At 55.2% G+C, this 22880-nt stretch carries 26 protein-coding genes; 14 read left to right on the plus strand and 12 right to left on the minus strand.

What is annotated here, in order from left to right; translation table 11 throughout:
* Positions 1 to 40: 40 nt before the first annotated feature.
* Positions 41 to 361: a thioredoxin gene (gene trxA, locus ACJ5NV_RS06790; RefSeq protein ID WP_411642881.1), complete on the plus strand. Its 321-nt coding sequence runs from the start codon at positions 41 to 43 to the stop codon at positions 359 to 361.
* A 51-nt stretch (positions 362 to 412) separates the two neighbouring features.
* Here trxA and ACJ5NV_RS06795 read toward each other — a convergent pair whose 3' ends face one another.
* Positions 413 to 1330 (minus strand): hypothetical protein, encoded by a 918-nt coding sequence (locus ACJ5NV_RS06795; RefSeq protein WP_411642882.1) that lies wholly within the window; start codon positions 1328 to 1330, stop codon positions 413 to 415.
* Positions 1331 to 1431: 101 nt separating this feature from the next.
* Between ACJ5NV_RS06795 and hslV the strand changes: the two genes are divergently transcribed.
* From hslV to hslU, 3 genes are read left to right on the plus strand one after another with little or no spacing between them, the layout of a single operon-like run.
* Complete coding sequence (hslV, locus tag ACJ5NV_RS06800; protein WP_411642884.1) at positions 1432 to 1992, plus strand: ATP-dependent protease subunit HslV; 561 nt, start codon at positions 1432 to 1434, stop codon at positions 1990 to 1992.
* 3 nt (positions 1993 to 1995) lie between these two features.
* Positions 1996 to 3063 carry a hypothetical protein gene (locus ACJ5NV_RS06805; protein WP_411642885.1) on the plus strand — a complete coding sequence of 356 codons (1068 nt, stop codon included), beginning with the start codon at positions 1996 to 1998 and terminating at the stop codon, positions 3061 to 3063.
* An 8-nt stretch (positions 3064 to 3071) separates the two neighbouring features.
* The gene (hslU, locus tag ACJ5NV_RS06810) at positions 3072 to 4382 is read left to right on the plus strand and encodes an ATP-dependent protease ATPase subunit HslU (RefSeq protein WP_411642887.1); all 1311 of its coding nucleotides are present in this window, start codon (positions 3072 to 3074) and stop codon (positions 4380 to 4382) included.
* Between the two features lie 18 nt (positions 4383 to 4400).
* On the opposite strand, the gene ACJ5NV_RS06815 is transcribed toward hslU, so the two are convergent.
* The gene (locus ACJ5NV_RS06815; protein WP_411642888.1) at positions 4401 to 5138 is read right to left on the minus strand and encodes a GGDEF domain-containing protein; all 738 of its coding nucleotides are present in this window, start codon (positions 5136 to 5138) and stop codon (positions 4401 to 4403) included.
* A gap of 148 nt (positions 5139 to 5286) precedes the next feature.
* Between ACJ5NV_RS06815 and ACJ5NV_RS06820 the strand changes: the two genes are divergently transcribed.
* Entirely contained in the window at positions 5287 to 6522 is a 1236-nt protein-coding gene (locus tag ACJ5NV_RS06820) for an MFS transporter (RefSeq protein ID WP_411642889.1), read from the plus strand.
* Here ACJ5NV_RS06820 and ACJ5NV_RS06825 read toward each other — a convergent pair.
* From ACJ5NV_RS06825 to ACJ5NV_RS06835, 3 genes are read right to left on the minus strand one after another with little or no spacing between them, the layout of a single operon-like run.
* Positions 6505 to 7086: a Smr/MutS family protein gene (locus ACJ5NV_RS06825; RefSeq protein WP_411642890.1), complete on the minus strand. Its 582-nt coding sequence runs from the start codon at positions 7084 to 7086 to the stop codon at positions 6505 to 6507. The two genes, ACJ5NV_RS06820 and ACJ5NV_RS06825, sit on opposite strands and share 18 nt — an antisense overlap.
* On the minus strand, positions 7086 to 8057 hold the full coding sequence (gene mltA, locus ACJ5NV_RS06830; protein ID WP_411642891.1) for a murein transglycosylase A: 972 nt from the start codon (positions 8055 to 8057) through the stop codon (positions 7086 to 7088). Before mltA ends, ACJ5NV_RS06825 begins: the two co-directional genes overlap by 1 nt.
* Positions 8058 to 8075: 18 nt before the next feature.
* Positions 8076 to 8738 carry a Tim44/TimA family putative adaptor protein gene (locus ACJ5NV_RS06835; protein ID WP_411643125.1) on the minus strand — a complete coding sequence of 221 codons (663 nt, stop codon included), beginning with the start codon at positions 8736 to 8738 and terminating at the stop codon, positions 8076 to 8078.
* A gap of 109 nt (positions 8739 to 8847) precedes the next feature.
* Here ACJ5NV_RS06835 and ACJ5NV_RS06840 point away from each other — a divergent pair, with 109 nt between their 5' ends.
* Together ACJ5NV_RS06840 and secB are read left to right on the plus strand one after the other, a co-directional pair.
* Positions 8848 to 9321 (plus strand): FxsA family protein, encoded by a 474-nt coding sequence (locus ACJ5NV_RS06840; RefSeq protein WP_411642892.1) that lies wholly within the window; start codon positions 8848 to 8850, stop codon positions 9319 to 9321.
* A gap of 57 nt (positions 9322 to 9378) precedes the next feature.
* Positions 9379 to 9876 carry a protein-export chaperone SecB gene (gene secB / locus ACJ5NV_RS06845; protein ID WP_411642893.1) on the plus strand — a complete coding sequence of 166 codons (498 nt, stop codon included), beginning with the start codon at positions 9379 to 9381 and terminating at the stop codon, positions 9874 to 9876.
* Here the strand turns inward: secB and dnaQ are convergent.
* Genes dnaQ through ACJ5NV_RS06865 form a run of 4 tightly spaced genes read right to left on the minus strand, consistent with a single transcriptional unit; the run spans position 9873 to position 12607 of the window.
* The gene (gene dnaQ / locus ACJ5NV_RS06850) at positions 9873 to 10604 is read right to left on the minus strand and encodes a DNA polymerase III subunit epsilon (RefSeq protein WP_411642894.1); all 732 of its coding nucleotides are present in this window, start codon (positions 10602 to 10604) and stop codon (positions 9873 to 9875) included. The genes secB and dnaQ overlap by 4 nt on opposite strands.
* Entirely contained in the window at positions 10597 to 11187 is a 591-nt protein-coding gene (gene coaE / locus ACJ5NV_RS06855) for a dephospho-CoA kinase (protein WP_411642895.1), read from the minus strand. The genes dnaQ and coaE overlap by 8 nt, the downstream gene beginning before the upstream one ends.
* On the minus strand, positions 11184 to 12011 hold the full coding sequence (locus ACJ5NV_RS06860) for a shikimate dehydrogenase (RefSeq protein WP_411642896.1): 828 nt from the start codon (positions 12009 to 12011) through the stop codon (positions 11184 to 11186). The genes coaE and ACJ5NV_RS06860 overlap by 4 nt, the downstream gene beginning before the upstream one ends.
* Positions 12008 to 12607 (minus strand): Maf family protein, encoded by a 600-nt coding sequence (locus ACJ5NV_RS06865; protein ID WP_411642897.1) that lies wholly within the window; start codon positions 12605 to 12607, stop codon positions 12008 to 12010. The genes ACJ5NV_RS06860 and ACJ5NV_RS06865 overlap by 4 nt, the downstream gene beginning before the upstream one ends.
* 397 nt (positions 12608 to 13004) lie before the next feature.
* Here ACJ5NV_RS06865 and hemJ point away from each other — a divergent pair, with 397 nt between their 5' ends.
* From hemJ to ACJ5NV_RS06900, 7 genes are all read left to right on the plus strand, one after another.
* On the plus strand, positions 13005 to 13454 hold the full coding sequence (hemJ, locus tag ACJ5NV_RS06870; RefSeq protein WP_411643126.1) for a protoporphyrinogen oxidase HemJ: 450 nt from the start codon (positions 13005 to 13007) through the stop codon (positions 13452 to 13454).
* Positions 13455 to 13573: 119 nt separating this feature from the next.
* On the plus strand, positions 13574 to 14845 hold the full coding sequence (gene rho / locus ACJ5NV_RS06875) for a transcription termination factor Rho (RefSeq protein ID WP_411642898.1): 1272 nt from the start codon (positions 13574 to 13576) through the stop codon (positions 14843 to 14845).
* Positions 14846 to 14874: 29 nt separating this feature from the next.
* Complete coding sequence (gene mnmE, locus ACJ5NV_RS06880; protein WP_411642899.1) at positions 14875 to 16155, plus strand: tRNA uridine-5-carboxymethylaminomethyl(34) synthesis GTPase MnmE; 1281 nt, start codon at positions 14875 to 14877, stop codon at positions 16153 to 16155.
* A gap of 3 nt (positions 16156 to 16158) precedes the next feature.
* A complete protein-coding gene (mnmG, locus tag ACJ5NV_RS06885; protein WP_411642900.1) occupies positions 16159 to 18039 on the plus strand; it encodes a tRNA uridine-5-carboxymethylaminomethyl(34) synthesis enzyme MnmG in 1881 nt (626 codons plus the stop codon).
* A complete protein-coding gene (gene rsmG, locus ACJ5NV_RS06890) occupies positions 18039 to 18659 on the plus strand; it encodes a 16S rRNA (guanine(527)-N(7))-methyltransferase RsmG (protein ID WP_411642901.1) in 621 nt (206 codons plus the stop codon). The genes mnmG and rsmG overlap by 1 nt, the downstream gene beginning before the upstream one ends.
* A complete protein-coding gene (locus ACJ5NV_RS06895) occupies positions 18649 to 19473 on the plus strand; it encodes a ParA family protein (protein WP_411642902.1) in 825 nt (274 codons plus the stop codon). Before rsmG ends, ACJ5NV_RS06895 begins: the two co-directional genes overlap by 11 nt.
* A complete protein-coding gene (locus ACJ5NV_RS06900) occupies positions 19463 to 20359 on the plus strand; it encodes a ParB/RepB/Spo0J family partition protein (protein WP_411642904.1) in 897 nt (298 codons plus the stop codon). Before ACJ5NV_RS06895 ends, ACJ5NV_RS06900 begins: the two co-directional genes overlap by 11 nt.
* Here the strand turns inward: ACJ5NV_RS06900 and hemW are convergent.
* Genes hemW through rph form a run of 3 tightly spaced genes read right to left on the minus strand, consistent with a single transcriptional unit; the run spans position 20356 to position 22818 of the window.
* Entirely contained in the window at positions 20356 to 21513 is a 1158-nt protein-coding gene (gene hemW / locus ACJ5NV_RS06905; protein ID WP_411642905.1) for a radical SAM family heme chaperone HemW, read from the minus strand. The genes ACJ5NV_RS06900 and hemW overlap by 4 nt on opposite strands.
* Positions 21506 to 22111 (minus strand): RdgB/HAM1 family non-canonical purine NTP pyrophosphatase, encoded by a 606-nt coding sequence (rdgB, locus tag ACJ5NV_RS06910; RefSeq protein ID WP_411642906.1) that lies wholly within the window; start codon positions 22109 to 22111, stop codon positions 21506 to 21508. The genes hemW and rdgB overlap by 8 nt, the downstream gene beginning before the upstream one ends.
* On the minus strand, positions 22111 to 22818 hold the full coding sequence (gene rph, locus ACJ5NV_RS06915) for a ribonuclease PH (protein ID WP_411642907.1): 708 nt from the start codon (positions 22816 to 22818) through the stop codon (positions 22111 to 22113). Before rph ends, rdgB begins: the two co-directional genes overlap by 1 nt.
* Between the last annotated feature and the right edge of the window lie 62 nt (positions 22819 to 22880).

Genomic DNA, 22880 nt, shown 5'->3' on the forward strand with positions numbered 1-22880 from the left:
TTAGGTCTGGTGACCAATGCTTTTCCCAAGGAGTAGCCTGATGGCAACCGTAGCTGTGACCGATTCCACCTTTGACGCCGAAGTCCGTCAATCCGATATCCCTGTTGTCGTGGACTTCTGGGCAGAATGGTGCGGCCCCTGCAAACAGATCGGCCCGGCATTGGAAGAACTGTCGGACGAGATGGCTGGCAAGGTGAAGGTCGTCAAAGTAAACATCGACGACAACCCCAATTCACCCGCGCAACTAGGTGTGCGCGGCATCCCGGCGCTATTTGTCTTCAAAAACGGCGAAGTCGTATCGAACAAAGCTGGCGCCGCCCCGAAAGCGGCCATTCAAGGCTGGATCGAAGATTCGATCTAAAGGCGGGATCATATCCGTAGACAGGGCGCCCATGTGGCGCCCTTTTTCGTATCAAACCGGCCAACCGTGACCCTGTAAAACGGTGCGGATACGGCGCAGCGCCTCTGGTCGGCCTGCGTTGATCGCACGTTTCTGCAAAAACCAGTAAAGATAGGTGGCATAATCTGGTGTGTGACTGCCAACGGAGGCAAAAGCCGTTTCGACGCCAAGGTCGTGCACTTTCAACGCGATATGGTGGAAGTCGATTTTTCCAAACAAAATCAAGGGCTTGCCGAAAAAATACCCATCAAAGCCGACACCGGAATTTTGGGTAACGATATAGTCGCAGCATTGCAGATACCGCTCTGTCCCGCTGCTGCGCACGTAAAGCCTTTCATGCTGATCCAGCAGGGTTTCCAGCGCGTGCCGGTCTTCGTTGCTATAGATTTCAGAGGGGTGCAATGTCGCCAGCACATAGCGTTCGCGGTCATGCTCCAACACGGCCCGAAGCATGTCGATCGGGCTACAGGACTGGAATGAGCGTTTCCGCGTCAACTGCCCTTGCAGTGGTACAAAAACAAAACCGTCCTTACGAATACGATCCGTCGCCCCGTCGAACAGCCGTTTCTGCCAGAACCGATAGAAATTTGCGGCTTTGCGCGGATCGCTTTCCGCCGGGTCAAACCGGTCTTGTGCGACCGGCCAGTCCCAGCGCCGCCCATGTTTTTCGATATGCCAGAACGGATAATGATAGGTGCTGCGAAAGGTCAGCCCGCGCGGCGTGACCGGTTCCTGCATCAGGAACATACTATAGCCGGGCCGTTCCGCAGCGCGCAGCCGGGCCGCATCGTCATCTGCATCAAAATCGATATCAAGACCTGAGGCCGTCACCACCTCACAAATTTTGTGAATGAAATTGTGACGCCCGGCTGCCGCTTGTTTACGAAGTTTCGGATGCAGATAAAATGTGATTGTGTCAGCGCCGGTCATGCGCGCGAAGCTAGCCGCAGAGCGCCCCCATCACAAGATGCCGGGGTTGTCGGACATGGGTGGACCAGCCATATAAGTCTGAACCTTGTAAGGAGCGGACGATGGCAGAAGAGAAGTTTCCCGGTTGGCACGGCACCACGATCATTGGTGTGCGCAAAGACGGCAAGGTTGTCATCGCCGGTGATGGGCAGGTCAGTCTGGGGCAGACCGTGATCAAAGGCACCGCCCGCAAGGTACGCCGCCTGTCGCCCGGTGGGCAGGACGTCATTGCTGGTTTCGCCGGGTCCACCGCCGATGCCTTTACCCTGCTGGAACGACTGGAAAAAAAGCTGGAGGCCACGCCGGGTCAGCTGGCCCGCGCGTCGGTCGAGCTTGCCAAGGACTGGCGCACCGACAAATACCTGCAAAAGCTGGAAGCGATGCTGATCGTCAGCGACGGCAAGGAATTATTCGTCATCACCGGCGCGGGTGATGTGCTGGAACCAGAGCATGATATCGCCGCCATCGGCTCTGGCGGGAACTATGCGCTGGCCGCTGGGCGCGCGCTGATGAACACCGAGCTATCCGCCGAGGATATCGCCCGCCGCGCTATGGCGATTGCGGCGGATATTTGTGTTTACACCAATGGCAATCTGACTGTCGAAGAGCTTGGGCAGGGTTAACACATGATCGAACGTGATGATCTGAAAGCCGCGATTGGCAGCGGGCTGTTGACTGAAAAGCAGGCCGCAGGGCTGATTGGGCTTGCTGACAGCCGCCGCGGTGCCCGCAATGATCTTGCGCCGGGTGATGAACCGTTTGAGCTGTTCAAAGGGTTCAACGAAATCTTCATCGTGATTGGGATGATTATTCTGGCCACCGGCTGGGCTGGGGTCTGGGCTGCGACGACCGCGCTGGATGTCTATAACGCGACCCGAAACATGGTAATCGCTGCTGTCATCGGTGCCGCACTGCTTTGGTTGCTGTCGGAATATTTCATCAGCAGGCGCCGTATGGTCGCGCCTGCCATCACGCTATCTGTGATGTTTGCGGTGAATGCCGCCATCGGCTTTATCGCCAGCATGTCTGACGTGTTTATGGTGCCGCAAGGCGACTACACCAGTGTGCCGCTGCCGCTGTTCCTGACCACGATTGCACTGCTTGTCTATTGGTGGCGCTTTCGGGTGCCCTTTGCCATGGCGATGATTGCCGTGGGGCTTTTCATCGTGGCCATCGTGTTTACCGCCAGCCGGGGCGGGGATGTGGGCGGTATCAGCGATCTGTTCTTGCTGTCAGCGGGCGGACCTTTTGCCTGGATCACCTTGGTTCTTGGGCTTTTGGTTTTTGCCGTCGCTATGATGTTCGACATGAGCGATCCGCACCGTGTGACCCGCCGTTCGGCCAATGGGTTCTGGCTGCATGTGGTGGCCGCACCTGCGCTTGTGAATACTATCGCGCTGAGCCTGCTGGATCGGGAGACATTTGGCGCGAACCTTCTGTTGCTGTTCATCCTTGGGCTTTTCGCTGTTGTCGCCATCGTGATTGATCGCCGCTCTTTCCTGATCGCTGCAATCGGCTACATCGTTGCATTGGCCGCAGGCGTCATGGGCGGCGAGGGTGCCTCAATCACCGTACTGATCCTGGGGATCGTGCTGCTGCTGCTTGGTGCGTTCTGGGAAAGAATCCGTGCGCTTATTTTGCGCCTGATGCCGGGCTTTGTCCCGCTGCACAGGCTTCCACCATCTCATGTTTAAGGACTGATATGACAGACCTCACCCCCCGCGAAATCGTTTCGGAACTTGATCGGTTTATCATCGGACAAAAGGACGCCAAGCGCGCCGTGGCCGTGGCCCTGCGCAACCGTTGGCGGCGCAAGCAATTGGGCGATGATCTGCGTGATGAAGTGTATCCCAAGAACATCCTGATGATCGGACCCACCGGCGTCGGCAAGACAGAAATCAGCCGCAGGTTGGCCAAACTGGCGCGCGCACCCTTTATCAAGGTAGAGGCGACGAAGTTCACCGAGGTCGGCTATGTCGGTCGCGATGTGGAACAGATCATCCGCGATCTTGTTGATACCGCCATTCTGGATACCCGCGAACATATGCGCGAGGATGTGCGCGCAAAGGCCCATCAGGCCGCCGAGGATCGAGTGATCACTGCCGTGGCCGGCACTGATGCCCGCGACAGCACCCGCGATATGTTCCGCAAAAAGCTGAAATCCGGAGAGCTGGATGACACGGTGATCGAGCTTGAGCTGACCGACAGTTCGAACCCTTTGGGCGGCTTTGAAATCCCCGGCCAGCCCGGTGGTGGTATGGGCGGCATGATGAATCTGGGCGATCTTTTCGGTAAAGCCATGGGTGGCCGGACCGTAAAGAAAAAATTGACCGTCGCCGAAAGCTACGAGACGCTGATCGCAGACGAGGCGGACAAGCTGCTGGATGATGAAGCGGTTTCCAAAGCTGCGCTGGAAGCGGTGGAGCAGAACGGTATTGTTTTCCTTGATGAGATCGACAAAGTCTGCGCCCGTGCCGACGCGCGTGGTGCCGATGTCAGCCGCGAAGGTGTGCAGCGTGACCTGCTGCCATTGATCGAGGGTACGACCGTCAGCACCAAACACGGCCCGATCAAGACCGACCATATCCTGTTTATCGCGTCCGGCGCTTTCCATGTGGCCAAGCCATCTGATCTGCTGCCCGAATTGCAGGGCCGCCTGCCCATCCGCGTCGAGCTGCGTGCGCTGACAGAGGATGATTTTGTACGGATCCTGACCGAGACGGATAATGCGTTGACCTTGCAGTATACCGCGCTGATGAAGACCGAACAGGTCACGGTAAGCTTCACCCCCGAAGGCATTCAGGCGCTGGCCAAAATCGCGGCAGAGGTCAACGAAGCCGTCGAAAATATTGGCGCGCGCAGGCTTTATACCGTGATGGAACGGGTGTTTGAGGATCTGTCTTTCAACGCGCCCGATCAGGCGGGTGATGAGATTGCCGTCGATGCGGATTTCGTCGAGAAACATCTGGGCGAATTGTCACGATCTATGGATGTCAGCCGTTACGTGCTGTGAACAATCGCGCGGCGCTTGTCACGCAACGGCGTCGCGCGACATTATGTTGGTGTGATCAGCAAAAATGGTCTGATCACGACCCGCGTTTTTCGCACGGTAAAGCGCGTCATCCGCACCACGGATCGCGCGATCGATGCGCGTGTCGCTTTCCTTGCTAAATCCACCGATAGAGATCGACACGCTGATCAGTTTATCGTCAAACTGTACAAATGTTTCGGCAACACTTTGTCGCAGTCTTTCGGCGGCCGCATAGCCATCGACAACGGTATAATCTGACAGGAAAATCAGGAACTCTTCACCGCCAAAACGGCAGACGATATCATTTTGACGGGTCCCTTCGGCCAGCACTTTTGCAACTTTCTGAATGACGGCATCCCCGGCCAAGTGCCCATAGGTGTCATTGATCCGTTTGAAATGGTCGATGTCGATCATCAACGCCACGCCGCGCAACTGCGGAGCTTGTTCCATTTGGTTGAAAAAATATTCGCGCGTCGCCACATCGGTCAGCCTGTCGCGATTCACCAGACGCTGCAATTCGCTGTTCAGGCGGATATTTTTGCGTACCTGCGCCCATACGAACAGGCAAAATGGAAAGGCTGTGATCAATGTGACGATGGGCGCATATCGCATAGATCTGACGGCCAGATCTGGCGGATAGATGAGGTAAATTAGCACTTGAGCAACAAAAATTGCACTGATGGTGGTCAAGACCGCCACAACGCTTACCCCGCGCCAAGATTCTAGCTTGCGCTTCATTCATTCATCCATTGTTGAGCGCCCCCAATAGCCCATCGAGTATGAGAATTTCCTTAACGTAGCCGCCGCCTGTACCGCCGCTAAGAAAAGATCAGATCTGGTCTGTCTTTTGCTTTCGCTTCCCCGCTGCCCGGCGCACAAAGGCACGATGATCATACAATCAACTTACGTCCAATTTTTGCGCGACAATGCCCCGTTTCTTGCTGCCGGGGCGCTGCTGGCGGCGCTGTCGAGCTTTGGCCAGACTTTTCTGATCTCTGTGTTCGCTGGGGAAATCCGGGCAGAGTTCGGTCTGTCTAATGGCGATTGGGGGTTGCTTTACATGGTGGCGACCATGGCTTCGGCGGCAGTCATGGTCTGGGGCGGATCGCTGACAGACCGGTTTCGGGCCCGCGATTTGGGCGTAACGATCTTAGGTTTGCTCGCACTGACCTGTTTGGCGATGGCATGGAACACCCATGTGATCGGTCTGCTTTTGGTCATTTTTTTCCTGCGGTTTTTTGGGCAGGGGATGTCGAGCATGATTTCAGTCGTGGCCATCTCGCGTTGGTTCATCGCCACGCGCGGGCGCGCGTTGGCGATTGCGGCGCTGGGGTTTATCAGCGCGGAAATGGTGCTGCCGGTCACAACGGTCTGGATCAAATCCCATGTGGACTGGCGCAGTATCTGGGTTGGGTTTGCCTATATCATTTTGGCGTTGATTCCACTGCTTTGGATGCTTTTGAAACTGGAGCGGACGCCGCAGGCCACGGCGCAACATGACATCGCGACCGGCATGAATGCCCGCCACTGGACCCGGGCACAGGCGCTGCGCCATCCGTTGTTCTGGGTTCTTGCGCTTTCCATGGCGCTGTTCCCGATGATGGCGACCACATTTTGGTTTCATCAGGTGCATTTCGCCGAGATCAAGGGCTGGGATCATTTGACACTGGTTGCGGTGCTGCCGTTGGGCACCGCGAGTTTTATGGCATCGAATTTCCTGTTTGGCTGGGCCGTTGACCGGTTTGGCGTATCCCGTCTTTTGCTGGTCTATCTGCTGCCCTATACCGTTGCTTTCGTCATGCATGGCTTTGCGACCAGTATCGTGTGGACAGCGATTGGTGTGATGCTGATGGGTTTGGCCGGGGGCGGGCAATCGACCTTGCCCGGTTCAGTCTGGAGCACCTATTTCGGGACCGCACATATCGGGGCGATCAAATCTGCGGCGATGGCACTTGCTGTGCTGGGATCCGCGATCGGGCCGGGCTTGTCAGGCTGGTTGATTGATGCGGGTGTCGGGTATGAAAACCAACTGCTGGCCTATTCGTCTACTTTTGTCTTTGCATCGCTTGCAATGATTATACCGCTACGGCGCGCGAACGCACAGCTAGCGGCCCCGGCGTAGATAGACGTAATAGGCCCCGTGCCCGCCATGTTTGATATGCGCCGGGGTCACCTGCAAGATCACGTGGTTTAGCGGCGGCAAGGCCAGCCATTGCGGAACCTGATGACGCAGCACGCCGTGCCGCGTCGGGATCGGCCCGCCATCGTCGCGATCTTTGCCTTTGCCAGTGATCACCAGCACAAGCCGTCGCCCAAGTGACTGTGCGCCCAAGATAAAAGAGACAAGTTCCGGATGCGCCTCTGCCATGGTCATACCGTGAAGGTCGATCCGCGCCTCTGGCTTCAGCTTGCCCCGTTTCATTTTGCCAAAGGATTTATGGTCCATATGGACGGGCGCTTTGCCAAGTCGGTCGTTGATGTTCGGGAGCAGGTCATGTGGCCGTGCCGCGCGCGCGCTTTGACCAACACTGAAATCCGGGGCGGGGTCGCGGGGGGCGGGGGGTTTTTTCGGTGCGCTCACAGGCGGCGATTGTTTGGGTTTCTGCGGGTCGAGCGGGACCGCGCGGTCTGCGACCTTGTCCCAAAGCGCACGCTCTTCCGGCGACAGATGACGGGGGCGGCGCATTAGGATTTTGTCACGATCTGATGGGCAAGTGCTTTTGGTAAAAGCAAAATCATGCGCCCGGGATCGTTAATCTGACCGGCTTGCTGACCCGCCTGGTCGCCTGTGCCAAAAAAGATATCGGCGCGTTGTGCGCCTTTGATTGCTGATCCGGTGTCTTGGGCGATCATGAGGCGGGAAAGGGGTGCATTGCCCAGCTTTTCGATCCAGACCGGCGCGCCGAGTGGTGTAAAATCCGGATCGACCGCGATGCTGCGCCCGGCGCTGACAGGGCGGCCCATTGCGCCGATGGGTCCGTGACTGTCGGGTAAATCATTGATCTCACTAAAGAAAACATAGCTTTCATTTTCCCACAGCAGCGCGCGGCCTTGATCCGGGTTGTCGCTGACCCATGCGCGGATCATGTCGGCGGAGACCTCAGCCGGTGTCATAATCCCGCGTGCGATGAGCATTTTTCCGACCGATTGGTAGGGATGACCGTTCTTTGCGGCAAAGCCGACTCGTGTCGGACTTCCGTCGGACATGCGTATGCGGCCTGACCCCTGCACTTGAAGAAAAAACACATCCACCGGATCGGCGAGCCAGGCGATTTCCAACCCTTTGCCTGCGAGTGGTCGGCCTTCTTCGATCTGTCGCCGCGTCAGATATGGGCGATCCGGTGTCAGATCATCGGGTACTGCGTAGATCGGGTAGGGGTATGCGTCGCTTTGTTGGCGTGCGCCTTTCAGTTCCGGTTCAAAATAGCCGGTGAACAGCATGGGGGTGCCGTCTTCGACCAGAACAGGTAGAAACTGCGTTTCAAAAAAGGCGCGTGCTGTGTGGGTAGTGCGCGCGGCCATACAGACATCTGCCCATACCGGATCAGAAAGCTGATCGCTGGAGGTCAAAAAAACATCAAGGGCGGCCTGATGATTATCAGCCGCCCATCCGTTCAAATCGTCAAAGGACAGTAATCTATAGCTCGCCCCGGACATCACACAGCCGACACAGGTTCATTCGCCGGTCGCGACAAGCCGCCAGTTGGGGTCGCCGGCATCCATCTTGCGGGAAAAGGTCCAGCTGTCTTTCTGGCGCTTGATCTCTGTCGCGCTGCCTTCGATCACGTCACCGCCATTGTCGCGGACCACTGATGTCAGTTCGCTTTTGAAACGAACCGTAATCTCGCCTTCTTTGGTGGTTTCGTCGAATTCCGCCGTTGTCAGGGTCATATCGCTGATCCCGATAAAGTTGGCTTCGACCGTGACACCTTGACGCTGGCGTTCATCAACAACGGTGGCGAATGCCTCGTAGATATCTTCGGAGATGAAAGGCAGGATGCTTTCCAGATCGCCTTTTTCAAATGCCATCAGGATCATTTCGTACGCTCCACGGGCGCCACCCAGAAATTCACCCACGTTGAAGGGTGGATCGACGCGCTTCATCGCGGCAAGTGCCTGCGCGCTATCAGAGCCTTCGGGCACGTGATCGGTGATATCCAGATCGGGGCCACCTTCGATCACGTCAAATTCAGGACGCTGGCGGCGGCGGTCCACATCAGGGCGGGTCACCGCAGGTTTTTCATAGCCTTCGCGCGTGCCAAGGACGCCGCGCAACCGCAGGATCAGGAAAATCGCGATGCCAGCAAGCACCAAAAGCTGGATAATCGGTGAGTTCATCGAAACCTCTTTCAGGGTGGGCATGGAAACACCCCCGTTCGGACCCTATGTAGGTGAGGGGTAGCGTCAAGTCCACCTTACCGCATAGAAGTATAGAAAGGCACGCATCATGTGGCTGTTATTCGCGTTTATCGCCATCCCGATGATCGAAATCGCGCTGTTCATTCAGGTTGGCGGTCTGATTGGCCTATTGCCGACGCTGTTGATCGTGCTGCTGACGGCGGTTGCGGGGACTTATTTGGTGCGCAATCAAGGTCTGCGCGAGTTGGGGAACCTACAACGTGCCTTTACCGATCTGCGCGACCCGACCGAACCGCTGGCAAATGGTGCGATGATCCTTTTTGCGGGGGCACTGCTGCTGACGCCCGGTTTTTTCACCGATGCCGTTGGTCTGTCACTTTTGGTGCCGGGCGTTCGTAAGTCCGCCTATGTCTGGCTGCGTTCCAAGATCAAGGTAAAGAGCTTTCGCATGGGCGAAAACCCGCAAGAGCGCCCGGATGATCAGGTTATTGATGCCGATTTCAAGGATGTTACCCCAGATAAGCGCCCAACACATGGCAATTCTGGCTGGACCCGGCATTGAGGACCTGAACACAGGCTGATAGGAACGCGCCAAGCAAATTTAACCGGAGCGTTTCCAATGTCTGATACCCCCGAAAACGGCGCAGAGCCCGCACAGCAGCAAGCACAGGTGAAAAGCCGCGTGCTTGCGCAATATATCCGCGACATGTCCTTTGAAAATATTCTGGCGCAAAAGGGCGTCAGCGGGGACGCACAGCCGGAAATTCAGGTGCAGGTTAACCTTGATGCGCGCAAGCGGTCTGCTGACAACCAGTATGAGATCATCACAAAGCTGAACATCACCAGCAAGACCAAGGACAAGGGCGAGCCGCTTTTTGTTCTTGAGATTGAATACGCCGGTGTTTTCCATGTGGAAGGTGTACCCGAAGAGCAGATGCACCCTTATCTGTTGATCGAATGCCCACGGATCACCTTCCCGTTCCTGCGCCGGATCGTCAGCGATGTGACCCGTGATGGTGGTTTCCCACCGTTGAACCTAGAGACAATCGACTTTTTGGCGCTTTACCGCACCGAGCTTGCCCGCCGGGCAGAGACCGAAAAAGCCAAAGTAAACTAAGACGACCTTTTCCAAAGCGCGCCGTCGCCCAGGCTGTCGATAAAGGCAGAATGGGCGGCGGCTTCTTCATTGGTGAGCTTTGATTGTAGCGGTGTCGGCCGTGGTGTCGGCCGCCAATCATCTGATTTTGTATCGCCGCCGGCCCGTTGCGTATTTGCCGAAAGCGCAAAGTCAGGTTGCCGCCCGCCGATCAGTTCCAGATAAACCTCTGCCAAGATTTCACTGTCGAGCAGCGCGCCGTGCAGCGTCCGTGATGTGTTGTCGATACCAAACCGGCGGCAAAGCGCGTCTAGCGAGGCGGGCGAGCCCGGAAACCGCCGCCGCGCAATCGCCAATGTGTCTAGCGCTTGGTCCATCGGCAGTAGTGGTCTGTTCAGCCAGCCCAGTTCAGCGTTGAGAAATTTCATGTCGAATGCTGCGTTGTGGATGACCAATCTGGCATCCCCGATGAAATCAACGAAATCCTGCGCGATATCCCGAAAGAGCGGCTTGTCCCGCAGTGTCTGCTGGCCCGGTTTCGGGTCTTGCGGCGGTTCGAGCAGATCCGGCCCGATCCCATGTACGCCGAAAGCCTCTGCCGGCATAGACCGCTGCGGGTTGATATATTGGTGATAGGTGCGGCCCGTGGGCATATGCCCGATCAGCTCAATCGCGCCGATTTCGACGATCCGGTCGCCTTCTTCCGGCTCAAACCCTGTAGTTTCGGTGTCGAGTACGATCTCACGCATGTTGCTGCCTTTTCAGTTCCGCGATCAGGTTTCGCACGTCTGCGCGGGTGCCGTCCAGCGTCAGCGTCTCAATGATATGATCGGCGCGGGCGCGTTTTTCTGCGTCAGGTATCTGGCGCGACAGGATGAGATTGAATTGTTCTGCGGTCATTCCTAGACGTGCGAGCACGCGGGCTTTCTGAACGTCAGCCGGGGCCGTGACCACAAGCACGGAGTCGAGCCATGACGCGCCGCCGGTTTCATACAGTAGCGGGATGTCGAAGACCAAGATCGAAGCGTTATGCCTGTCGATGAAATGCTGGCGATGCTGAGCGACAAGCGGGTGGATGATTTTTTCAATCCCGCTGAGCGCCTGCGGATCATCGGCGATGATCTGTTTCAACGCGTCGCGTGAGACCATTTTGTCAATGACCGCAGCGGGGAAGGCGGAACCGATTTCTGCAATGGCTGCAGGATCTTGGGTATAGAGTTCATGCACGGCCGCATCGGCATCCCAAACCGGGATACCCTCATCCCGGAACATCTGGGCGGTGGTGGATTTGCCCATCCCGATGGAGCCTGTCAGGCCAAGGTAGTATGTCATGAAAGAACGGCGCGCCGGGTTTCTTCATCAACCTCGGGACGTTTACCGAACCAGCGTTCAAAGCCGGGGACGCCCTGATGCAGCAACATGCCCAACCCGTCGACTGTGCGGCAGCCTTTGGCTGCGGCTTGCTTCAGGAATTCGGTCTGAAGCGGGTTGTAGACGATATCGGTGACAACTGCGTCGGGGCGTAGCGCTTCGAGGGAGACTTTGAAGTCTTGCGCGCCAGTCATCCCCAGCGATGTGCTGTTGATGACGGTCGTGGCATTGGCCAGCATCGCGCCAGCTTTGACCCAATCAACCACCTTAATGCGCGCGCCGAACTCTGCTTTCAGCCCGTCGGCCTTGAGCCGGGTGCGGTTTGACAGGAAAATCTCTGGCACCCCCGCATCGGCAAGCCCCACAATAATTGCACGGGCCGCGCCGCCTGCGCCGAAGATCGCCGCCGGGCCAGCCTTTGGATCCCAGTCCGGGGCGCCTTGCCGTAGATTGGCGATGAAACCGTAACCATCTGTGTTATCGGCATAAATACCACCGTCTTCCTTAAAGATCAGCGTATTTGCCGCGCCGATTAGTGTGGCACGGTCCGAGACATGGTCGGCATAGTCGAGGACCCGCACCTTATGCGGCAGCGTGATGTTGGCGCCGACAAACCCCTGACCGGGAAGATCACGCAGCGTCTGCTGCAAATCGTCTTTGTTCACATGCAGGGCGGTATATTCGCCAGCCAACCCGTACCGCCTGAGCCAATGGCCATGCAGTTTGGGCGACAATGAGTGACTGATTGGGTCTCCGATAACGGCAGCACGGGGAATCTGTGTCATGATGGCAGTGTTCCGCGAAGGGTCAGATATGACAAGAGCTCAAGCAGGGGGAGGCCCAGAACATTGAAATAATCTCCCTCTATGCGTGTAAAAAGTCGCACTCCTTCTTCCTCTAACTTGTAGGCCCCCACCGCGTGGCGGATGCTGTCCCAGTTTCGTGCGACGTAATCGGCCAGATAGCTGTCCGAAGCGTCACGCATCTGTAGCCTGACCGTCCCCACATGACGCCAGAGCGGTTTGCCCTCACCATAGATCACAGCCGCCGAAAGCAGCTGGTGTTTTTGGCCCCGCATGGATGTCAGCTGCGAAAGCGCATGTTCGGGGCTGTCCGGTTTTGTCAGGATTGTGCCATCATGTGTAAGGATCTGATCGCAGCCGATCACCAATGCGCCACAATGCTTTGCAGCGATGCGTTGTGCCTTTAGCTCTGCGAGTGTGTCGGCGATGTCGCGCGGTGTTGCTTTTTCGGCCAGAAGTGACTGGCGCACCGCTTCTTCGTCAATCCGGGCGACCTGGACCATGAAATCCACACCCGCATTGCGCAGTAACGTCGCCCGGACTTCGGATCCGGAGGCAAGGATGATGGGGTCGGGCATGTGGATAACCTCTTGGAGAACTCATGTGTCAGTATGCGGGCCATTTGTGGGGATATCCGATGTTCCGCCCGGATTGTGAAGGACTCTGTTCTTACCCTTGGTTTCCTTTGCAGTTTTCCACCGTGGGCAAGCATAAGTCAGCGCTGTGGAAGAATCACCAGAGACGATGGAGTCAAGATGGGTACGTTACAAAAGTGTTAAGATGTTAATTATATGATTTTTATAGAGTATTTACGAAATTATCGTGTTTTCTGAAGCCCCTTCGCCAATCCGCTTCCTTGGGATAACATTGCGGATAAAAGAGATAACCACAGAAAATGGACCTACTATAAACATCATCATCTTTTCATTCTTAAAATATTTATTAATGAGAAGCGTAATCAGAGAAAGTTTGGCGATGATAGATTTCCTGAACAGCGTGTACCCATGGATCAAGGCGATCCATATCATGGCAGTCATTGCCTGGATGGCGGGTATGTTCTATCTGCCACGTCTGTTTGTCTATCATGCTGAGAGAGCGCAGGTGGGGTCTGAACTCGACCTTACTTTTCAGATAATGGAAGAGAAATTGCTGCGGGTGATTATCAACCCAGCTATGATTGTAACCTGGATCGCTGGTTTGATCATGATTGGACTTGGCGCATTTGATTGGGGATCGGTCTGGGCTTGGGTCAAGATTGTATCTGTGATCGCGATGAGTGGGTTGCATGGTTGGCTGTCTGCGCGGCGCAAAGAGTTTGCGGCAGGGACGAATACCCGGTCTGGCAGGACCTATCGGATCGTCAATGAGGTCCCGACCGTGCTGATGATGGTGATTGTCATTGCGATCATCGTGCGGCCCTTCTGAGCGCCGTTGACTCAACGGTGAGGGTTGCTTATGAAGGCTCTGCTTCCCGTCCGGGATAGCATACTCCATTCCTGCGTTTATAGAGCTTCGGCGATGTCAGCCGATATTAGGATTCTGTCATGTCCCACCATCGTTTGAACCTTGCTGATCTGAAGGCGCAGAGCCCAAAAGATCTTTTGTCGCTGGCTGAAGAGCTGGAGGTCGAGAATGCCTCGACCATGCGGAAGGGCGACATGATGTTCGCCATTCTCAAGGAGCGGGCAGATGAGGAATGGGTCATCGGCGGTGATGGCGTGTTGGAAGTGTTGCAGGACGGGTTTGGTTTTCTGCGGTCGCCTGAGGCAAACTATCTGCCGGGTCCGGATGATATTTACGTTTCGCCTGATATGATCCGCCAGTATTCGCTGCGCACGGGTGACACTGTCGAAGGCGTGATGAAAGAGCCGAATGACAGTGAGCGTTACTTTGCGCTGACCTCTGTCGAGCAGATCAATTTTGAAGAGCCGGAACGCGCGAAGCACAAGGTTGCCTTTGATAACCTGACGCCGCTTTATCCTGATGAGCGGCTGAACATGGAAGTTGAAGATCCGACAATCAAGGATCGCTCTGCCCGGATTATCGATCTAGTTGCGCCTATCGGGAAGGGGCAACGGTCGTTGATCGTCGCACCACCGCGGACAGGTAAAACCGTTCTTTTGCAGAATATTGCGAATTCGATCGAGAAGAACCATCCCGAATGCTACCTGATCGTGCTGCTGATCGATGAACGGCCTGAAGAGGTGACGGACATGCAGCGGTCGGTCAAGGGTGAGGTTGTGTCATCGACCTTTGATGAACCGGCGACCCGCCACGTGGCTGTCTCTGAGATGGTAATTGAAAAGGCCAAACGTCTGGTGGAGCACAAGCGCGATGTGGTGATCCTGTTGGATTCAATCACGCGGTTGGGCCGGGCCTTTAACACGACGGTGCCATCGTCGGGTAAAGTGCTGACAGGTGGTGTCGACGCGAATGCGCTGCAACGGCCAAAGCGGTTCTTTGGTGCAGCCCGGAACATTGAAGAGGGTGGCTCGCTGACGATTATTGCAACCGCGCTGATTGATACCGGATCGCGGATGGATGAGGTGATCTTTGAGGAATTCAAAGGCACGGGTAACAGCGAGATCGTGCTGGATCGGAAAGTTGCCGATAAGCGCGTGTTCCCGGCGATGGATATTCTGAAATCCGGGACGCGGAAAGAAGAGCTGTTGGTGGACAAGGCTGATCTGGCCAAGACCTATGTGTTGCGGCGGATTTTGAACCCGATGGGGACCACGGATGCTATCGAATTCCTGATCGGGAAGCTGAAGCAGACCAAGACAAATTCGGATTTCTTTGATTCGATGAATACGTAACTTATTGTTTTATAACAATGGGTTAGATCATGGATACTATTTTTGCCCTGGCCACTGCCCGTGGGCGCGCGGGTGTTGCGGTGATCCGTTTGTCGGGGGCTGCAGCCCTTGGGGCATCTGCACGATTGATGCGATCCGTTCCGGTGGCGCGCGGCGTGCGGCAGCTGCATGATGCAGAAGGCGCGCTTTTGGATGAGGCGCTTGTGTTGCAATTTCCAGAAGGGCGAAGCTTTACTGGCGAGCCGGTGATCGAACTTCACTTGCATGGCAGTCCCGCGGTGGTTGCGGCGGTGCTGCGCGTGTTGGGGAATGATCCGCAATTGCGTGCGGCAGAGCCCGGTGAATTTACCCGTCGTGCGTTGGAGAATGGCCGGCTGGATTTGGCGCAGGTTGAAGGTCTTGCCGATCTGATTGATGCGGAAACCGATGCGCAGCGACGCCAGGCGGTGCGGGTCTTTTCCGGCGCTTTGGGTGAGATTGCGGAAAGCTGGCGCGTGCGGTTGATCAGGGCGGCGGCATTGATTGAGGCGACGATTGATTTTGCCGATGAAGAGGTCCCTGTTGATGTGACGCCTGAGGTGCGTGAGCTGGTACAAGGTGTTCGCAGAGAGATGCATCGTGAATCCGAAGGTGTGCGGGTGGCCGAAAGGCTGCGTGACGGGTTTGAGGTGGCGATCATCGGGGAGCCGAATGTTGGCAAATCGACCTTGTTGAACCGGCTGGCGGGGCGCGATGTGGCGATTACCTCTGAGATTGCCGGAACGACCCGTGATGTGATCGAAGTGCGCATGGATTTGGAGGGTTTGCCAGTTACACTGCTGGATACGGCAGGTTTGCGTGATACTGATGATATTGTTGAGGGAATCGGTGTGAGCAGGGCACGTGCGCGGGCTGAGGAAGCTGATATCCGTGTCCATATGTTGGATAGTGATGATGATATACCCCAAGATGCGGGGGATTCGGATATATATGTCCGGTCAAAGGCTGACCTGCTAGGCCCGGGTGTAGCTGCCGTTTCGGGGAAAACGGGTGCTGGTGTTGATCAACTTGTGGCGCGCATTTCGTCGTTATTGCAAGAACGTGTTGCCTCTGTCGGTGTCGCGATGAAGGAACGGCATCGTGTGGCTATGGTGCAGGCTGTCGGATATTTGACAAACGTTGAAGAGAGCCTTGATTTGGAAGATGGCATGGCCGATCTACTTGCGGAAGATCTGCGGTCGGCAATTCGTGCGGTGGATAGCCTTGTGGGCCGCGTTGATGTAGAGCATGTGCTTGATGAGATTTTTGCCAGCTTCTGCATCGGTAAATGAGGAGTGTTTCACGTGAAACATCATGACTTCGACATAGTTGTAATTGGTGGCGGTCATGCCGGTGCAGAAGCTGCGCATGCGGCTGCACGAATTGGTGTGCGGACTGCTCTGATCACGCTAACCCGTGCGTCTATTGGTGTGATGTCATGTAATCCGGCGATTGGTGGGCTTGGCAAAGGGCATCTTGTACGTGAGATTGATGCGCTTGATGGTGTGATGGGCCGTGTGGCAGATCGTGCGGGTATTCAGTTTCGGTTGCTGAACCGCAAGAAAGGTCCGGCGGTACAGGGACCGCGCGCGCAAGCAGATCGTGCGATCTATAAAGCGGCTGTACAGCATGAACTGGAAACCATTGAAAACCTTGAGATCATTGAGGGTGAGGCCGTTGATTTTATCATGGATCACGGTCGGGTGGTTGGCGTTGAAATGGCGGATCAGTCACGCATCGGCGCCGCATCTGTGATTCTGACGACGGGCACGTTTCTGCGCGGCGTTATCCATATTGGTGATGTATCGCGGCCTGGTGGTCGTATGGGTGATAAGCCGTCGGTGCGGATGGCGGAGCGGCTTGATAGCTTTGATTTGCCACTGGGTAGGTTGAAGACAGGCACGCCACCGCGTTTGGACGGGCGTACAATTCGCTGGGATGTGTTGGAGCGGCAGCCGAGCGATGATGATCCCACGTTGTTTTCGTTCCTCTCCTCCGGTCCATTTGTCCAGCAGATTGATTGCGGGATCACCCACACAAACGAAAAAACCCATGATATCATCAGGGAAAACCTTGAACGCTCGGCAATGTATGGTGGCCATATTGATGGTATTGGGCCGCGCTATTGTCCGTCGATCGAAGATAAGGTTGTACGGTTTTCAGAGAAGCCGTCTCATCAAATATTTTTGGAACCTGAGGGGCTGAATGATCAAACAGTTTACCCCAACGGCATATCAACATCGCTGCCAGAGGATGTGCAGCATGACTATGTCAATTCGATCTATGGCCTTGAAAATGCGCGTATTTTGCAACCGGGCTATGCGATAGAATATGACTATGTGGATCCTCGGGCCTTGCAGCCAACGCTTGAATTGAAGAGCGTACCTGGCCTGTTTTTAGCGGGTCAAATCAACGGCACCACAGGGTATGAAGAGGCCGCCGCCCAAGGTCTTGTCGCTGGCTTGAATGCAGCTGCGCAGTCTCGAGCGCAAGAGCCGATCTATTTTAGTCGTCGCGAATCATATATTGGCGTGATGATTGATGACCTAATTACGCGTGGCGTTTCCGAACCTTACCGCATGTTCACCTCGCGGGCGGAATTCAGATTGTCATTGCGTGCGGACAATGCGGACCAGCGTTTGACGGCGTTGGGTCGTGAAATTGGGTGCGTTGGTAACTTACGATGGCGCAAATTTTCAGAGAAGTCTGATAATATTTCCAAAGCAAAACAAGATCTTAGCGATATAGTACTATCATCCAGGGCGATTGCAGACCTTGGTATAAAGTTAAACGCGGACGGCCCAAAGCGTTCTGCGCTTGAGGCACTATCACTTGCTGATTTTGAAGTGTCGCACCTACAGCAGTTGACCGAACAAAAGATTAATCATGCGCCAGACATTTTGGATCAGGTGAAGAAAGATGCACTGTATGCGCATTACATTGCGCGACAAGGACGTGACATTGCAGCACTTGAACGTGACGAACAACAGATTATTCCTGACAACATCGCGTATTCTGGTATCAGTGGTCTTTCTAACGAGCTTGTTGCGAAGCTTATTAGCGTTAAACCCCGGACAATTGCCCATGCTGGGCGTATCGAGGGGATGACGCCCGCAGCGTTGATGCTGATAGCGGCGACAATAAAGCGGCAGAACCTGGATCCGACCGGGACGTGATGATGGAATATCGCGTTGCAAATCAAAATGTTTCACGTGAAACATATGAGAAACTAACTGATTTCACAGATTTGGTGCGCAAGTGGACATCAAAAATCAATCTCATTTCGCCCAACACCGTTGAAGACATCTGGAAACGACATGTCGTTGATTCAGCACAAATTCACGCACTGGCTGGAATGGACTACAAACACTGGGTCGATATTGGCAGTGGCGGCGGATTTCCTGGTATTGTCATTGCGATAATTGCACAAGAATTCGCACCCGAAAGCGCTATAACATTGATCGAAAGTGACCAACGGAAAGCAACTTTTTTGCGCACTGCGGTACGAGAACTCTCAATTAATGCGAAAATTATATGTGATCGGATCGAAAATACACCGCCACAGAGCGCAGATATAGTATCAGCCCGTGCGCTAACCGCTTTATCTGCGCTTGTTCCCTTATTGCAGCGTCACATGGCACCGGATGCCCGTACAGTGTTGCATAAGGGCAGACGATATGAACAAGAGATCGCCGATGCGCGTAAGTCCTGGTCATTTACGCTTGAAGAACATGAGAGTTTGACTGATCCTGAAAGTCGGATTCTCGTCATGGAAGGGATAAGCTGTGCCGGGTAAAACTGCAACTTCTGCTCCAAAAATTATCGCGCTCGCCAATCAAAAGGGTGGGGTGGGAAAGACAACCACAGCCATTAATCTTGGCGCAGCTTTGGCTGAAAAGGGTAAGTTGGTCTTGCTTGTCGACCTTGACCCGCAGGGGAATGCGTCGACGGGTCTGGGGGTAGAGCGCGATAGCCGCAAGATTACCACCTATGACCTATTGGTCGGGGACACATCGCTGGAAAATGCGATTCTGCCGACATCGGTTAAGCACCTTTTCGTCATTCCGGCCACAACAGACCTTGCATCGGCTGATATTGAGCTGATCGATAACCAAAAACGCAGCTTTCTCCTCCGCAATGTTCTGCGCGATCAGAGTGTTTTAAAATTGGGTTTCGACTATATATTGATTGATTGCCCACCATCGCTCAATATATTGACAGTGAATGCGATGGTTGCCGCAGATTCCGTGATTGTCCCACTGCAAAGTGAATTCTTTGCATTGGAAGGCTTGTCGCAGCTCATTCTTACCGTCCGAGACGTCCGTCAGTCTGCAAACCCGGACCTGAAGATCGAAGGTATCGCGCTGACGATGTATGATTCGCGTAATAATTTATCGCTTCAGGTTGAAGAAGACGCGCGCGAAAACATGGGCGACATGGTGTTCAAGACCGTGATTCCCCGAAATGTACGCGTCAGCGAATCGCCATCGTTTTCAATTCCCGTTCTCGCCTATGATTCCGCTTCAAAAGGAAGTAAAGCGTATCGCTCACTGGCAAATGAAGTGATCAATCGTTCAAAGAAATCGAAGGCAATACAGCATGGCACGTAGTACAAGTGGCAGCAAAAAATCCCGTGGGCTGGGGCGCGGTCTTTCGGCGCTGATGGCAGATGTCGGTCAAGACGAGATGGAGGCGCAGACGCCGCGTCGCCCTGACATGATGGTGCCGGTCGAACAGGTACGCCCGAACCCGGACCAGCCACGCAGAAGTTTCGACGAAGACGCCCTGCAAGAACTAGCCCGTTCCATCGCAGAAAAGGGTATTATTCAGCCTTTGATCGTCCGTGCTGCGCCCGGTAATGCCGATGGCTATGAGATTGTGGCTGGTGAACGTCGCTGGCGTGCCGCGCAGATGGCAAAACAGCATGAAATTCCGGTGCTGCTGCGCGATTATGACGATACAGAGGTCCTTGAAGTCGCGATTATTGAGAATATTCAGCGCTCTGACCTTAATCCAATCGACGAAGCAGCCGGTTATCGCCAGTTGATGGACAAATTCGGTCACACACAAGAGCAACTGGCGTCTGCGCTTAGTAAAAGTCGCAGCCATATTGCCAATCTGATGCGCCTTTTAGCGTTGCCGAATGAAGTGCAGCAATATGTGATCCGAGGCATGCTCTCGGCCGGGCATGCAAGGGCGCTGATCGGGCATGATCGGGCGGTTGAACTGGCGCGTGAAGTAATTCAGCGAAAGCTGTCTGTGCGTGATGTCGAAAAGCTCGCGAAAAAGGGCCCTGCGATCAAGAAACGTGCGGTATCCGGCGCGCCTGTTCCCAAAGATGCAGATACCGTGCAGATCGAAAATGAACTGACGGCGAGCCTGCATATGAAGGTGACGATTGATCATAAACCCGGTGACGAAGGTGGCAGGCTTTCGATTAGTTACAAATCTCTTGATCAGTTGGATGATCTCATGCGCGCCCTATCAGGGGGCTAATCGGCCAACAGCGTTCGCAAGACGGCATTCAATAGCGGTTTTCCAGTAGGGGTCAGCCGCAGTGCCCCACCGTCTAGGAAAGCAAAGCCACCATCGCACAAGTTATTGATTTTCAAAAATAAATCATCACGCTTTGAAAGCGCAAGCCGATCAAGCAATACACCTTCATCAAGGCGCATCCCCATCAGCAACAGCTCCGTTGCGTGATCTTCGACGCTCAACATCTCATGCGACAGATCGCCATGACCGCGTGTCGTCACTTGCTTTAGCCAAGCCCCCGGTGACATGACAGCCTCGGTCGCGTGGCGCTGCCCTTGCGTTGTCAGCCGCCCATGTGCGCCTGGACCGATGCCAGCGTAATCGCCGTAGCGCCAGTAGATCTTGTTATGGATGCTTTCGCATTCGGGCCGGGCGTGGTTGGATACTTCATAGCCGTTGAAACCGGCGGCACCGCATAGGTCTTGTGTCAGCTCATACATATCTGCTGCCACATCTTCATCCGGCAGACCGCGCAGCTTGCCTGCTGCGTAGCGGTCGCCAAAGGCTGTGCCCGATTCAATCGTCAGCTGGTAAAGCGACAAGTGATCAATCGCCATGCTCAACGCCTGTTCCAGTTCAGCCTTCCAGTCTGCTAACTGCTGTCCTTGCCGCGCATAAATAAGATCAAAGCTGACCCGCTCAAAGGCACCGCGCGCAATGTCGAACGCGGCCCGTGCTTCGGTGACGTTGTGCAGCCGTCCCAATGCTTTCAGATCAGTATCATTCAGGGCCTGAATACCCATGGAAACACGGTTTACACCTGCGGCCCTATAGCCGTTAAAGCGCCCTGCCTCCACCGATGTGGGGTTGGCTTCCAGCGTGATTTCGATGTTGTTCGCCATAGGCCAGGTCGCCCGCACCTTTGTCAGGATCGCATCGACGATATCCGGGTCCATCAGGCTGGGTGTGCCGCCACCAAAAAAAACGGATCGTAACACGCGGCCTTGTGTCAGCATCCCAACACGATCAATTTCACTCAGATAGGCGTTGCACCAAGCTTTTTGGTCAATCTGGGCAACAACATGGCTGTTGAAATCGCAGTAGGGGCATTTTGCCTGGCAGAAGGGCCAATGAATATAAAGCCCAAAGCCGCCATGTTCCCAATCCTCAGGCAAAGCAGGCCTTCAGCTTGCGGAATGCATCTGCACGATGGCTGATCTTGTTCTTTTCCCAGCGATCCATCTCGCCAAAGGTGATGTCATAGCCGTCGGGTTGAAAGATCGGATCATAGCCATGGCCCTGATCGCCCCGCATGGGCCAGACGATTTGGCCGAGCATCACGCCGGGGAACACCTCATCATGCCCATCGGGCCAGGCCAAGACCAGCGTGCAGCAAAACTGGGCGTTGCGCGGGTAGGGGGCCGAGACCGCCTCTAGCTCATTCCAACTGCGTGTCATCGCCATTTTGAAATCACGCCCATTGGACGTTTCGGCCCAATCGGCAGTATGAACACCTGGCGCACCACCCAATCCGGCGATTTCGATTCCGCTATCATCCGCCAGCGCAGGCAGCCCGGTGGCTTTAACAGCGGCATGTGCCTTGATCCGGGCGTTGCCAACGAATGTGCTCTCAGTCTCTTCCGGTTCAGGCAGGCCGTGGTCGGCATTTGAACTGAGCGTGATCCCATAGGGCGACAGTAAATCGGAGATTTCTTCCAGCTTGCCGCTGTTATGGGTCGCCACAACCAGCTGATCACCCGTGAACTTGCGCATTAGCTGACAGCTCCCAATTGCAGTTGGGTCAGTTCGGCCACACCTTTTTCAGCCAGATCCAGCAGGCCGTCCATTTGCGCACGGCTATAGGTGGCACCTTCGGCAGACATCTGCACCTCGATCAACTTTCCGCCGGTCATGACGAAATTCCCGTCAACGCCGGCTTCGCTGTCTTCGGGATAGTCTAGATCAAGCACCTCTTGCCCCGCATAGATCCCGCAGGAAATCGCGGCGACAGGATCGACCAGCGGGTCTGAAATCACGTCGCCCGCCTTCATCAGCTTTTGCACCGCCAGTTTCAGCGCAACCCAACCGCCGGTGATGGACGCGCAGCGCGTACCGCCATCTGCCTGAATCACATCGCAATCCACAACAATCTGGCGTTCTCCCAAGGCAACCCGGTCCACACCCGCACGCAGGGACCGTCCGATCAGCCGTTGGATTTCCTGTGTCCGTCCGGATTGGCCATTTTTGGCCTCCCGCCGCATGCGTGTATTTGTGGCGCGCGGCAGCATCCCGTATTCTGCGGTCACCCAGCCCAGCCCGGAATTCTTCAAGAAAGGTGGTACACGTTCATCAATAGTCGCGGTACACAACACATGTGTGTTACCACATTTGATCAGGCACGACCCTTCGGCATGCATCGTCACGCCCGTTTCAATCGACACTTTCCGCATTTCATTGGTTTGACGGCCGGATGGGCGCATGGGACTACTCCTGTTTCCTGTCTTGCCGGGATACGCCGCCCCTTTCTGAAATCCAACCCCGA

Source organism: Loktanella agnita, from assembly GCF_046640325.1.
GTDB classification, from domain to species: domain Bacteria; phylum Pseudomonadota; class Alphaproteobacteria; order Rhodobacterales; family Rhodobacteraceae; genus Yoonia; species Yoonia agnita.